General features: G+C 55.3%; 10 protein-coding genes. 6 read left to right on the top strand and 4 right to left on the bottom strand.

Annotation, left to right across the window (positions count from 1 at the left end; genetic code table 11):
• Window positions 1–42: 42 nt before the first annotated feature.
• The 4 genes from MWU55_RS02550 to MWU55_RS02535 all read right to left on the bottom strand — a co-directional run bounded on the left by MWU55_RS02550 (window position 43) and on the right by MWU55_RS02535 (window position 5,157).
• Window positions 43–654 (bottom strand): ribonuclease D, encoded by a 612-nt coding sequence (locus MWU55_RS02550; protein ID WP_246934130.1) that lies wholly within the window; start codon window positions 652–654, stop codon window positions 43–45.
• A 64-nt stretch (window positions 655–718) separates the two neighbouring features.
• Complete coding sequence (locus MWU55_RS02545) at window positions 719–1,588, bottom strand: DmsC/YnfH family molybdoenzyme membrane anchor subunit (RefSeq protein ID WP_246934129.1); 870 nt, start codon at window positions 1,586–1,588, stop codon at window positions 719–721.
• 12 nt (window positions 1,589–1,600) lie between these two features.
• A complete protein-coding gene (locus tag MWU55_RS02540) occupies window positions 1,601–2,332 on the bottom strand; it encodes a 4Fe-4S dicluster domain-containing protein (protein WP_246934128.1) in 732 nt (243 codons plus the stop codon).
• Window positions 2,332–5,157 (bottom strand): molybdopterin oxidoreductase family protein, encoded by a 2,826-nt coding sequence (locus MWU55_RS02535; protein ID WP_246934127.1) that lies wholly within the window; start codon window positions 5,155–5,157, stop codon window positions 2,332–2,334. Before MWU55_RS02535 ends, MWU55_RS02540 begins: the two co-directional genes overlap by 1 nt.
• 323 nt (window positions 5,158–5,480) lie before the next feature.
• Here MWU55_RS02535 and MWU55_RS02530 point away from each other — a divergent pair, with 323 nt between their 5' ends.
• From MWU55_RS02530 to lpxK, 6 genes are all read left to right on the top strand, one after another.
• Window positions 5,481–6,548, top strand: coding sequence for an NAD(P)-dependent oxidoreductase (locus MWU55_RS02530; protein WP_246934126.1), 1,068 nt, complete (start codon window positions 5,481–5,483; stop codon window positions 6,546–6,548).
• A gap of 80 nt (window positions 6,549–6,628) precedes the next feature.
• Entirely contained in the window at window positions 6,629–7,633 is a 1,005-nt protein-coding gene (locus MWU55_RS02525; RefSeq protein WP_246934125.1) for an ArsJ-associated glyceraldehyde-3-phosphate dehydrogenase, read from the top strand.
• Window positions 7,630–8,883 carry an organoarsenical effux MFS transporter ArsJ gene (gene arsJ, locus MWU55_RS02520; protein WP_348646205.1) on the top strand — a complete coding sequence of 418 codons (1,254 nt, stop codon included), beginning with the start codon at window positions 7,630–7,632 and terminating at the stop codon, window positions 8,881–8,883. The genes MWU55_RS02525 and arsJ overlap by 4 nt, the downstream gene beginning before the upstream one ends.
• A 9-nt stretch (window positions 8,884–8,892) precedes the next feature.
• Window positions 8,893–9,810, top strand: a complete 918-nt coding sequence (locus tag MWU55_RS02515; RefSeq protein WP_246934124.1) for an alpha/beta hydrolase — start codon at window positions 8,893–8,895, stop codon at window positions 9,808–9,810.
• Between the two features lie 86 nt (window positions 9,811–9,896).
• Complete coding sequence (locus tag MWU55_RS02510; protein WP_246934123.1) at window positions 9,897–11,183, top strand: glycosyltransferase N-terminal domain-containing protein; 1,287 nt, start codon at window positions 9,897–9,899, stop codon at window positions 11,181–11,183.
• Window positions 11,183–12,181 (top strand): tetraacyldisaccharide 4'-kinase, encoded by a 999-nt coding sequence (gene lpxK / locus MWU55_RS02505; protein WP_246934122.1) that lies wholly within the window; start codon window positions 11,183–11,185, stop codon window positions 12,179–12,181. Before MWU55_RS02510 ends, lpxK begins: the two co-directional genes overlap by 1 nt.
• The last annotated feature ends 10 nt before the right edge of the window (window positions 12,182–12,191 follow it).

Below are 12,191 nucleotides of genomic sequence, written 5' to 3'. Positions count from 1 at the left end.
TGGTTATCTAGCGTCCAGAACCCGAATTCCAAGTCTGACCGTTTAATGCGCAAAGATGTCCTGTTCGGGCCAGCCCGCCAAATCCAGCTGCGCCCGCATGGGCAGGAAGTCGAAACAGGCCTGCGCCATTTCAGTCCGACCTTCGCGGGCGAGGCGCTGGTCCAGCTCTTCCCGCAAACGATGCAGGTACAGGACGTCCGACGCGGCATAGTCCAGTTGCGCCGGGCTCAGTTCTTCTGCGCCCCAGTCACTCATCTGCTGCTGTTTGGAGACATCAACTTTCAAAAGCTGATCCAGAAGGTTCTTCAACCCGTGCCGATCCGTATAGGTGCGCACCAGTTTCGAGGCGATCTTGGTGCAATAAACGGGCGCTGTGACCACACCAAAGGCGTTCAGCATCGCAGCAATGTCAAAGCGACCGAAATGGAAGATCTTCAGAACATTCGGGTCGGTCAGCATCTTTTCCAGGTTGGGCGCACTGGTCTGCCCCTTTTCGACCTGCACCAAATGCGCATTCCCGTCGCCACCTGACATCTGCACCACACACAGGCGGTCACGATGTGGGTTTAGTCCCATGGTTTCACAGTCGATAGCTACGACCGGACCAAGGTCCAGCCCATCGGGAAGATCGCGCTTGTAAAGATGGTTGGCCATGTCGCCCTCATTCATAATTCATCCCCGTGATAGGCCCACGAGGATGAAGGTTCAATGAAAAGGGTTACTTGCCGTAATAAAGCCCAACAACATGCTCAGCTTCGGCGAAGAACAGCCAACGGCCGATGATGGCGCCCGCGATGTGCAGGGCCAAAGCGATGAAAGCCGTAACATGCCCCGCGGGGGTCAGCAGCAGGATTGCAGCAGGCAGCACGGCGGCAAGGCCCAGCGCGATCAGGCGCAGCTTCTGGGCGTGTTTGCGCCCCACGCGATAAACCATTTCGTCCAGCACATAGTTGCGCGCGGTGTGACCGCTTTCGAACATGCGCACTTCGCCCAGATGGCCAAGCCCGGTCGCGTCGCCCAAAGTGCCACGTTTGGCCGCGCGTGCATCGCCCTGTTGCCAGTGCAGCCACATGACGACGGCCAAGGCCGCCAACAACACGCCGGCGATCTTTGCCTCACCGGCCAAAAGCGCGCCGCCTCCGATCGCATGAAGCAGAAATAGAATGGGAGTTAGCGGCTGGTTCCAACGCGAGATCGTCTTGAGCTGCGTATAGATCATCGAGGTCGTGAAAACTGTGATCAGCGCAAAAACAGAGCCTATTGCACCTGAAAATGCCATTTCAGCCCCAAGGAAGATCCGTGCAAGCGCGACAAGTCCAAACAAAAGCAACGTGGCCACTGCGGCCACGCCTTCACGGCTTAGCCACGATGTACGCCATTGGCTGAACGCATAGATCGCATTCTTTTTGTTGCCCAAATGGAAGGTCGAGGCCAAAAGCCCCCCCGCCGCCAGCACATAGGCGATGACAAAAAACGCAAAAAGCGTCATGCCGCCGACATCGGGGATACCAAGGCCCATCCAGGCCAAAAGCCCGAAGCCAAGCCCGGAAAAGGTGGTGAAGATGATAACACTGGGTGCGGGATGCATCCGTTTCCTCCGTCAGAGCTTGTCCAGCGCTTTGTCCAACCAGCCAAGAAAGCCCTTTGGCTCGTCGGCAACGGTGTTCAAAGGCGTGGTGTCCAGCTGATCTTTTGGGCGTGGTGGCAGGTATTTGTTCACGGGCTTGGTGCCCAAGTCGGGCATAAGGTCAAACCCACCGCGATCTGCTACCAGTTTCGACACATCGCTTTCGGGATCGCCAAGATCTCCGAAATGGCGTGCGCCAGAAGGGCAAGTGCGCACACAAGCGGGCACGCGGTCCTCTTCGGGCAGGTTTTCATTGTAGATCCGATCCACGCAGAGCGTGCATTTCTTCATGATGCCAGCTTCGCGATCCAGTTCACGGGCACCATAGGGGCAGGACCAAGCGCATAACCCGCAACCGATGCAGCGGTCTTCGTCGACCAACACGATGCCGTCTTCCTCGCGCTTATAACTTGCGCCGGTTGGGCAAACGGTGACGCAGGGCGCGTCTTCACAGTGTAGGCAAGACCGCGGCATATGCACGGTTTGAGAGGCGCAGCCCTCTTGCTGCGCTTCGTAGCTGAACACGCGGTTCAAGAACGTGCCCGACGGATCCGCGCCATAGGCATCCTGATCCGAAAGTGGCGCGCCGTAGTTCTGTGTGTTCCAACCCTTACAGGCGGTCACACACCCATGGCAGCCCACGCAGGTATCAAGGTCGATGACCAGACCCAGTTTCATATCGGTTTTTGCAGGCAAAGCGGTCATCAGATCTTCCTCGCCACTGTTTTAGGGCCTTTGCCAACCGGAGACTTGATTGGCGGATAAGAAGGCTGGCTTTCAGCCGGTTTAGTCACTGCTTTTTCGATTTTTACCCGTAGATCAAACCACGCTGCTTGCCCTGTAATCGGGTCAGAGTTCGACCAGCGCAGCCCGTCCCCTTTGGGTGGCTGAAGCTCGTTGATCAGGTGGTTCAAAAGGAAACCTTCATTGGCTTCGGGTGCGCCTTCATCAAGGGCCCAAGCGCCTTTGCGTTTGCCGATCGCGTTCCAGGTCCAAACGGTGTCACCGTTCAGCCCGGCGTGATGTGCAACAGGTACGGTGATCGAGCCGTGGACAGAAGACACCGTGGCATAGTCGCCATCTTCAAACCCGTTCGCTTCCCAGATCTTCGTCGGCAGATACAGGTAGTTTTTGCCCGTGATCTGACGCAACCAAGCATTTTGCGTTCCCCACGAATGATACATGTGCATCGGACGCTGGGTCAGCGCGTGGATCGGGTATTCTTCAGTGTCTACATTCCCGTCCTCGAACGGTTCATACCAGATTGGCAAAGGATCCATTGTGCGACCGATGCGTTCACGCAGATTGTCGGGCGGTTGACGGTCCCCATGACCTTCAGCGGCCAGTTGAAATTTCCGCATCGGTTCAACATACAAGCTGAACACATATGGGCTTTCGACATCAAAGATGCCGCGCTTCACGGCCCATTCCTGGTAGTGCTTGTTCCACGGCTTATAGAAGGTCGCGTTCTCAGGGATATGATCAACCCAAAAGCCGCCATTCTCGATGTATTTGTCGAGTTGGGCTTGATTTGGCTCTCCTCGGCCTTTTCCGTTGCCGTCGGGACCACGCCATCCCGCCAAGGGACCAACACCCGGTCGCCGTTCATGATTCACGATGTAATCGGCGTAATCTTCGAATTTCGCGCTACCGTCTTCGTTCACAAAACCCGGCAAGCCCATCTTGGCCCCCAGCTGGATCAGGACAGTCTGGAACCCGCGCACATCGCGGTCAGGCTCAACAACTGGCCAACGGATCGCATCTGCCGCGCCATCCGCCTCGCAGATCGGGCGATCCAGCAGGCTGATACAGTCGTGACGCTCCAAATAGGTCGTATCGGGCAGGATTAGATCCGCATATGCCACCATTTCCGAGCTATATGCGTCGGAATAAATGATGTGCGGAATGACATAATCGCCGTTCTCATCCGTGTCTGTCAGCATGCGCATAACTTCGGACGAGTTCATCGAAGAGTTCCATGCCATGTTGGCCATATAAAGGAACAAGGTGTCGATTTTATACGGATCACCAGCGTGTGCGTTCGAGATGACCATATGCATCAGCCCGTGGCTGGACATCGGGTTTTCCCAAGTAAATGCCTTGTCGATCCGCGCAGCTGTACCATCTTTCTTAAGCGCCAGATGCTCTGGTCCACGCACGAACCCAAGATGAGGTCCATCAAGCGGACCGCCAACGGTCACACCAACATGTGGCACAGGATGTGCGTCATAGGGTTTAGGATAAGGCGGTTTAAAGCGGAAACCACCGGGAACCTCGACCGATCCCAGCAGAATCTGCAGCACATGAAGTGCGCGACAGGTCTGGAAGCCGTTCGAATGTGCAGAAATGCCGCGCATTGCGTGGAAACTGACCGGGCGCCCGATCATTTTGTCGTGCTTCTGGCCTTTCCAGTCCGTCCAAGGCTGATCCAGCACAATCTCTTCTTCAAAGGCGACATGTGCCAGCTCGGCTGCGATTGACTTGATCTTATCGGCGGGAATCCCTGTCCGATCAGAGACGGCCTCAGGCGCGTATTCGTCAGAGAGATAGCGTTCCGCCATCAGTTGGAACACTGGGCGGTGAGACTGACCGGCATGACGATAAGTCGCCGCCAAATCCGGCATAACACCCGGCACATCGTAGTCTTCTAGCTTGCCTGTCTCGCGGCAGAGCACCTGTGGCTTGCCAGTTTCGCCACGCAAGAAAAGTCCCTTTTCAGGCGAATTAGGCTCTTCATTTACGATGAAGCCCGCGTTGGTGTAGCGCGACAGATAGTTCAGATCGACTTTGCCGGCGCGGAACAGCTCGTGCACCAAGGCCAGGATGAACAGACCGTCCGTTCCGGGCGTGATGCCAATCCAGTCGTCCGCAATCGCGTTATAGCCTGACCGGATTGGGTTAACGCCGATTACACGCGCGCCACGCTCTTTCAGTTTGCCCAGGCCGATTTTGATTGGGTTGGAATCGTGGTCTTCGGCCACGCCGAACAGCATGAACAATTTGGTGCGGTCCCAGTCGGGCTGTCCGAACTCCCAAAATGCACCGCCCATCGTATAGATGCCCGCCGCCGCCATGTTGACCGAGCAAAACCCACCATGCGCTGCATAATTGGGTGTGCCATAGGACTGCGCGAACCAAGAAGTGAAGCTTTGGCTTTGATCGCGACCAGTAAAGAACGCCAGCTTCGACGGATCAGTTTCACGAAGCGGCCCCATCCATCCGGCGGCGATGTCCAGCGCTTCGTCCCACGAAATCTCTTCAAACTCACCAGAGCCACGCGGGCCAACCCGTTTCAAAGGCGCGCGCAAACGTGAAGGAGCATAGTGCTGCATGATCCCGGAAGACCCTTTGCCGCAAAGAACCCCTTTGTTTACGGGGTGGTCACGGTTGCCTTCGATATAGGCGACCTTGCCATCTTTCATGTGTACATTGATGCCGCATCGGCAAGCACACATGTAGCAGGTCGTTTGCCGGATCTCGTCCGAGACCTCGGGGGATGTGTCGATCTGTTTGTTTTCGGCTGTGCTCATATGGCTGTGCTGGTCCTACAACCTCGCTTTGCGAGTTGGCGGATTTCCCCTGTTTTGCTTGTTCCCAAAATGACGAACGTATCAGGGGTGTCGGTAGGTCCAGAAAAACCTGCGTTTATATCCAAAAAATCAATCTGGAATGATCGAAAGATTCGTCAAAAACCCGCAACCAATCTACCTTAATCCGGGGGAAATCCGGGAATTTGTGCTAGTGGACCGCCCTGAAAGGTGAGTTCGTCCTTTTGCGAGCTCCGAATCAACTGAAACTATGGAACTTTTTCCCATTTGGGCACATATGATCAGCAACTCATCGGAGGCGCGACATGGATCATCTGCCAATCTTTCTGGATATAAGAGGCCGAAAAGTGGTCATAGATGGCGGCGGGACAACTGCCGCCCGCCGTGTTGAGCGTGCTTTGGATGCAGGCGCGCAGGTTCATGTGTTTGATCCCGCGCCAGAGGGTGAAGTGTTGGATTTGCTGAACCGCCGGGGTGTAACGCATTACGCCCGACTGCCAGTGGAATCGGATTTCGCGGGCTGTGTCATTGCGTATGGCGCTTCGGATGTTCCTGAGCGTGATGAATTTCTTCATGCTGCGGCAAAGGCAGAGGGTGCGCTTGTTAACGTCGCTGATGTGAAGCCCTTATGCGACTTCATCACCCCTTCGATTGTTGATCGCAGCCCCGTCACCATTGCGATCTCAACCGGTGGCGCGGCACCTGTAATTGCCCGCATTCTGCGTGCAAGGATCGAGTCACTTTTGCCGTCTGGTTATGGTCGGCTGGCGAGCTTTCTGAGCAGCTTTCGCGGTGTGATAGAGACACATATTACCGGAGGGCGCGCGCGTCGCCGGTTCTGGGAGCAGATGATTGAAGGCCCCATTGGTGACGCCTTTCTGGCAGGGGATGAAACTCGTGCCGAGGATTTGATTGATCAAAGCCTGGCCGGTTCAGGACCGGATCAAACGGGTGGTGTTTGGTTGGTCGGTATTGGGTCAGGTGCGCAGGACCTTCTGACCTTCCGCGCCTTGTCGGTTATGCAGCGCGCCGACGTGATCTTGCATGATCCACAGCTGTCCAAAGACATTCTGGCTCTCACCCGTCGTGACGCGACGCGGATGATCGCCGAGGAAGCCGAGATTGATAGCTACGCAAAGCTTGCCAATAGCGGCCGCCGTGTGGTCTGGCTTGTTTCAGGTGATCCTGCACAACGCGCTGATGCGAAGTCTTGGAGTGTTCGTTTGACTGGGCAGGGAACCGAGGTTCAGGTTGTTCCAGGTGTCTCTAATTCAGGCTATTCTACGCATTCCGAAGGCAATGTTATCTCGCTCAGCCAAACCTCTGATCAAAACCCTCATGCGATGAGCTTGTCCCCACGCGCGTCACTTTAGACCGGCTGTTGTCAGCGTCATAAAACTGTTACCCCTTCGACATATCCCGCTTGGGCGGCATCTTACAGTAGGGGCACGAAATGGCACGCATCGCGATCAATGGGCTTGGACGCATGGGCAAACTGGTTCTGCGGGACCTTGTGGATAACGGCGCTCCTGGTGACATCGTTCTATTGAATGATCCAGTTGGCGACGCACAGCAACATGCGCATCTGTTTGAATGGGATACTGTGCATGGCCGCTGGCCTGCAGAGTTCTCGTTTGGCGAAAACAGCATCATGATCAACGGGCAAGAAATGGCGCTTACCGGGTCTTGGACGCTTGATGCCTTACCGTTGGAGGATCTGGGCGTGGATATGGTGATCGACTGCACCGGTGTGTTCAAAACGAACGAGAAACTTGCCCACTACTATGCGGCAGGCGTGAAGAAGGTAATCGTGTCTGCCCCGGTCAAGGAAGAGAACGCCCTGAACATCGTGTATGGCGTGAATCATGACCTGTATGACGGGCATGACCTTGTGACTGCGGCGTCTTGCACGACCAACTGCCTAGCGCCCGTCGTGAAGGTCCTTCTGGATCGGATTGGGATCAAACATGGCTCGATGACGACGATTCACGACGTAACGAATACCCAAACCATCGTGGACCGCCCCGCAAAGGATCTGCGCCGCGCGCGGTCCGCCCTGAATTCACTTATTCCGACGTCCACAGGCTCGGCCAAAGCTATCACGCAAATCTTCCCCGAGCTTACGGGCCGCCTGAACGGTCACGCCGTGCGCGTTCCGCTTCTGAATGCCTCGCTCACCGATTGTGTGTTTGAGGTCGAGCGTGAAACCACCGCCGAAGAAATCAACGGCTTCTTTAAAGAAGCGTCCGAGGGCAGCCTGAAGGGTATTCTTGGTTACGAAGAACGTCCGCTTGTATCTGCTGACTACACCAATGATCCACGCAGCTCGATCATTGATGCGCTGTCGACCATGGTGATCAATGGCACGCAGGTGAAGATCTATGCTTGGTACGATAACGAGTGGGGATACGCCTGCCGATTGGCCGATGTCGCCCGCATGGTCGGAGCTTCAATGTGACTCTAACCCACCGGCCTGAGGGGTTTGCGGCCTATGTCGCGGTAACCGCTGCCTATTGGGCGTTTATGCTGTCCGACGGGGCGCTGCGGATGTTGGTGCTCTTGCATTTTCATACGCTGGGGTTCTCGCCATTTACGCTGGCTTGGTTGTTCCTTCTCTATGAATTCATGGGCGTCGCAACCAACCTGTCCGCAGGATGGATTGCAGCGCGATTTGGGCTGACATCTACGCTCTACGCGGGTTTGTCTTTACAGATTGTAGCGTTGATCGCTTTGTCTCAGCTATCGGCAGACTGGGCGGTTGTGACCTCGGTCATCTATGTGATGATCGTGCAAGGCATGTCCGGTGTCGCCAAGGACCTGTCCAAAATGTCATCGAAAAGCGCGGTTAAGCTTCTCGCACCCGAGGGTGACGGGCTGTTCCGTTGGGTGGCGATCCTGACTGGGTCGAAGAACGCCGTAAAGGGGTTTGGCTTCCTGTTGGGCGCAGCTTTGCTGGCTCTGATCGGCTTTACGCCCTCCGTCATCGCGATGGCAATTGTTCTGGGCGCGATCCTGATTGGCGTGGTCGCGTTCATGCCGCAAGGGCTTCCCAAAGGCTCTAAATCAGCCAAATTCGCGCATGTCTGGTCAAAAGATACACGGATAAATCGTTTGTCACTGGCCCGCATGTTCCTGTTTGGCGCGCGGGATGTTTGGTTTGTCGTGGGCATTCCCGTCTATTTTCATGCTGTCGTATCAGATGGCTCGAACGCAGGGGATCGCGCTGCGTTCTTCATGATTGGCAGTTTTATGGCGCTTTGGATCATCGCCTACGGGGCGGTGCAGGCCTGGGCGCCCAAACTTCTGAATGCCGCAAATCGCGATCCGCAAGAGTTCCCTGTTTTGGCCACGTTCTGGGTAGGGCTTCTAACAATTGTCGTTGGCGCGCTGGCGGTCACAGCGCTTTTCCCGGGTCCGTGGTTGACCCCAGTTCTGGTCGCCGGGCTTATGATCTTCGGTTTTGTCTTCGCAGTGAACAGCTCGCTTCATTCGTATCTGATCCTTGCTTTTACAAAGGCCGAGCGTGTGACGATGGATGTGGGCTTCTATTATATGTCCAACGCTGCCGGACGTCTTATTGGAACGCTTTTGTCTGGGCTGTCCTATCAGATTGGCGGCTTACCACTTTGTCTTGCGACCGCAGCGGCGATGGCTTTGGCAAGCTGGTTAAGCGCACGCCAGCTTGTCAAAGTGGATACCGGCACATAGCTTGCCTGCATGGATTATTCAGAACTGATCGATGACGAGATTTGGCGTTTCATTCACGAAACGGACGCCCACTACCCTCCCGATGCGGTGAACCGATCCGTTGCCCAGCAACGCGAGGTTTATAACAACATGTGCCGCGCCTTCTTCGCAGGCTACCCAACGGGGCTGAATGTTTGGGATGAGCGTATCGATACGGTCCCAACCCGCATCTATGAACCCAATGATCCGAAAGGCACCGTGGTCTATTTCCACGGAGGAGGATTCGTGGTCGGTGGGCTTGAAAGCCACGATGATGTCTGCGCTGAAATTGCCCATGAAACCGGTTTGCGCGTGGTTAGTGTCGACTATCGTTTGTGTCCTGAGCATCGCCACCCGGCGGCCTTTAAAGACGCCGTTACGGTTGTTCAGCATGTGGCTCTAACACAGCCCAAACCAATTGTTCTTGTAGGGGATAGTGCTGGCGGAAATCTGGCAGCTTCGGCCAGTCATTCGCTTCGGGACTCGGTCGATCTTGCTGGGCAGGTTCTTATTTATCCGGGCCTTGGTGGCGACATGACCAAAGGGTCCTATGTCGATCATGCGAATGCCCCGATGTTGTCGATGGAGGACCTGAAATTTTACAATCAGATCCGTTTTACGACAGCGCCAGTTGGGCCAGATCCCACCGCTGCCCCGCTGGAGGATACCGACTTTAGCAATTTGCCACAAACAGTCTCTATTACAGCAGAATGTGATCCATTGGCGGATGATGGGGGAACCTATCGCGACGCTATTCAGAAGGCTGGCGGCAAAGCTGTTTGGTTCAATGAGAAAGGATTGGTTCATGGCTATCTGCGCGCACGGCATCAATCCAAGCGTGCGCGTGACAGTTTTGATCGAATAAACCGTGAGATAGCGATGCTGGCGCGCGGGGAATGGCATCATTGATCGCACCTTTCACCCGCTCAGGGATTCACTTAATGTGACGCGTGAAAAACACACTCAAATCCAGCGTTCGGAAGAGAAGACACATTATGTCGCCCATTGGATCAACTCTGCTTCGCGGCTTGCAGGCCTTGCAAGGCAAGAAAGACTCCAATCGCAGCTCACCAACGGAAACAGTCAACAGACATCAGCCAGGTGATCCCAAAAAAACGCAAGCCATCGTTCCGCTTCAGCCGAGGCCCAATGGTCTTGTCATTTGGGCAAGCCTGAATGAGCCAGAGGATAACGAGGCACTGATCTCTCTTCTATCCCCTCTACGCGCCGAGATGGGAGAGGTGACATTTCTGGTCACAGTGCAAGATGCACATTTTCTTGGGCCAGATGCTCCGGGTTTCGTTCAACAGAACCCTCCCAAGCTGGATGCGAGTTCGATTTCTGCGTTTCTGGATCATTGGAAGCCTGACATTGCGATTTGGGCTGGGTCGGATATCGAGCCGCTGTTTGTCTCGACGCTTGATGAAAAAAGCACGCCGATGCTTTGGGTGAATGCTGTTCCACCACAAGAGCGCGGATTGACACACCGGTTCAAGCTGGGGTCAATGCGTGACTTTTTGGCTAAGATAGACACTGTTTTGCCAATGAACGGTGCCGCGAAACAAGAGTTCATTCGATTGGGTGTAACAGCCGACAAGCTTCGCATGACAGGCCAGCTTCTGCCATTCAGCCAAGTGCCCGGGTGTGACGCCGAGGAACGGGATCTGATCGCGCAGAAGATGGATGCGCGGCCGGTTTGGTTGGCCGTTGGTGTCGATAAGGCAGAGCTAGATGCAATTCTTGCTGCACATCGCACTCTGATTCGAAAATCGCATCGGTTGTTGCTTGTTCTTATTCCAAATGAACCGAGCCTTGCCAGCGACCTAGCAGTAACGCTGGAGCAAGAGAATTGGATCATCTCAACGCGTGATCGCGACACTTATCCGCATAGGGATGATCAGATCTTTGTTGTGGATCGTGGGGATGAATGTGGGCTTTGGATGCATCTGGCTTCGATCAGCTTTATTGGCGGAACGCTAGCGGACGGCGCGCACCAGAATCCATTGGAATCAGCTGGATTAGGCTCTGTTGTGCTCTATGGACCAAATGGCGGACGCCATGCGGCATCGTTTGAGCGGCTGCGAAATGCCGGTGCCGCTCGCAAAGTCAATGATGCGGCAACTTTAGCCATAGAGATCGAGCATCTGCTTGCCCCCGACAAGGCTGCAGAGATGGCGATCGCAGCTTGGGATGTCACCACCAAAGGCGCTGACGTCAGCGAGTATTTGGTGAGCCATCTATTGGAGTTGCTGGATGAAGCTGAAGGGCGAAAGGTCGTTTGATGCGCACTCCCAGTTATTGGTTTACCTCACCCGACAGCCTTGATTGGCGCGCAAGATTGCTTGCGCCTTTAGGGTGGCTTTACGGATTAGGAACCGCGCGACGCGTGGCGCGTGCGGGATCTGGCTATCATGCGTCGGTCCCCGTGATCTGTATTGGCAACATCAACGCAGGTGGCACCGGCAAAACGCCAACAACAATTGCGCTGGCTCAGAGACTGATTTCAAAAGGAATAGAAGTCCACATTGTTTCTCGCGGTCATCGCGGCAGTGAAGAGGGGCCGTTGCGCGTAGAAGAAGGGCGACATAAGGCCGATCAAGTGGGCGATGAGCCACTTCTGATGGCTGCATTTGCGCCTACCTGGATTGCAAGGGATCGTGTCAAAGGCGTCAAAGCTGCGGAAGATGCCGGGGCCGAAATCATCTTGATGGATGATGGCTTTCAAAACCCCAGCGTTCACAAAACACTGTCCATCGTAGTGGTGGATGCTGTTAAGGGGTTTGGAAATGCACGCTGTATTCCGGCCGGACCTTTGCGTGAACCGGTGCGTGCCGGGATGAAACGCGCTGATATACTGCTGTCTATCGGACACTCACGGGCGCAGGCCAAGTTTGTGCAGGACTGGGGAGGTGAAATCGCCTGCCCCCATTCCTCGGCGCAATTGGTGCCGCTTCAAACTGGAATGGATTGGCAGGGAATGGATGTGCTGGCCTTCGCGGGAATTGGTTTGCCCGATAAGTTTTTTGCAACGGTCAGCGATCTGGGTGCAAATCTTCTACGTGCCGAGGCACTGGCGGACCATCAGCCGCTGACGGAAGCACTTATGAAACGGCTCGAGGTTGAGGCAGCGGCATTGGGCGCTCAACTGGTTACGACCGAGAAAGATGCAGTCAGGCTGCCGGACAGTTTCCGGCGGCGCGTTTTGACAGTCCCAGTGCGATTGGAGCTTCTGGATTGGGATGTGATTGACGGCGCAATCGCTGAGATTATGGCGGATTAGGGTCTAGTTG

Source organism: Aliiroseovarius sp. F20344, from assembly GCF_023016155.1.
Taxonomy (GTDB): Bacteria; Pseudomonadota; Alphaproteobacteria; order Rhodobacterales; family Rhodobacteraceae; genus Aliiroseovarius.
This window is presented reverse-complemented; position numbering and strand designations above follow the sequence as displayed.

Excerpts from the sequence above, each read along its gene's own strand:
- MWU55_RS02530 (WP_246934126.1), top strand. The coding sequence starts at position 5,481 with ATGGATCATCTGCCAATCTTTCTGGATATAAGAGGCCGAAAAGTGGTC.
- MWU55_RS02545 (WP_246934129.1), bottom strand. The coding sequence starts at position 1,588 with ATGCATCCCGCACCCAGTGTTATCATCTTCACCACCTTTTCCGGGCTT.
- MWU55_RS02550 (WP_246934130.1), bottom strand. The coding sequence starts at position 654 with ATGGCCAACCATCTTTACAAGCGCGATCTTCCCGATGGGCTGGACCTT.
- MWU55_RS02510 (WP_246934123.1), top strand. The coding sequence starts at position 9,897 with ATGTCGCCCATTGGATCAACTCTGCTTCGCGGCTTGCAGGCCTTGCAA.
- MWU55_RS02515 (WP_246934124.1), top strand. The coding sequence starts at position 8,893 with ATGGATTATTCAGAACTGATCGATGACGAGATTTGGCGTTTCATTCAC.
- lpxK (WP_246934122.1), top strand. The coding sequence starts at position 11,183 with ATGCGCACTCCCAGTTATTGGTTTACCTCACCCGACAGCCTTGATTGG.
- MWU55_RS02535 (WP_246934127.1), bottom strand. The coding sequence starts at position 5,157 with ATGAGCACAGCCGAAAACAAACAGATCGACACATCCCCCGAGGTCTCG.
- MWU55_RS02540 (WP_246934128.1), bottom strand. The coding sequence starts at position 2,332 with ATGACCGCTTTGCCTGCAAAAACCGATATGAAACTGGGTCTGGTCATC.
- MWU55_RS02525 (WP_246934125.1), top strand. The coding sequence starts at position 6,629 with ATGGCACGCATCGCGATCAATGGGCTTGGACGCATGGGCAAACTGGTT.